General features: G+C 42.4%; 1 protein-coding gene. It reads left to right on the top strand.

The annotated features are described in order from the left end of the window. Nucleotides 1-519, top strand: a 519-nt coding sequence (locus ABD771_RS13430; protein ID WP_345095456.1) for a hypothetical protein, incomplete at both ends; no start/stop codon positions are given.

Raw genomic sequence — 519 nt, 5'->3', positions numbered from 1 at the left:
GTAGACGGCGGTATTACAATTTGCGAGACATCAACAACAGCAATTACTTTATCTACCTTAATTACAGGTGAGCAAATAGGTGGAACTTGGACAAGAACAGGTGGAACTGGAGGAGCTTTTAATGCAGCAGCAGGAACATTTACTCCTGCCGTTGGAGCTACAACGAGTACCTTTGAATATACATTATTAGGCACTGCACCTTGTATTAATGATACTAGTGTGGCTACTGTAACTATCAACCCACAACCAATTGCAGGTACAGATGGAGCTACCACAGTTTGTGAGACATCGGCAGTAGCCGTTAATTTATCTACCTTAATTACAGGTGAGCAAATAGGTGGAACTTGGACAAGAACAGGTGGAACAGGAGGAGTTTTTAGTGCAACAGCAGGAACTTTCACCCCAGCAGTTGGTTCAACAACAAGTACTTTCCTTTATACATTAACAGGTACAGCACCTTGTATTGATGATACAAGTATCGCTACAGTAAACATCAACGCACAACCAGTTGCTGGAGCA

This window comes from Flavobacterium chungnamense (genome assembly GCF_039539165.1).
Taxonomy (GTDB): Bacteria; Bacteroidota; Bacteroidia; order Flavobacteriales; family Flavobacteriaceae; genus Flavobacterium; species Flavobacterium chungnamense.
The sequence above is the reverse complement of the archived record's forward strand: the minus strand, read 5'-3'. Positions and strand labels throughout refer to the sequence as shown.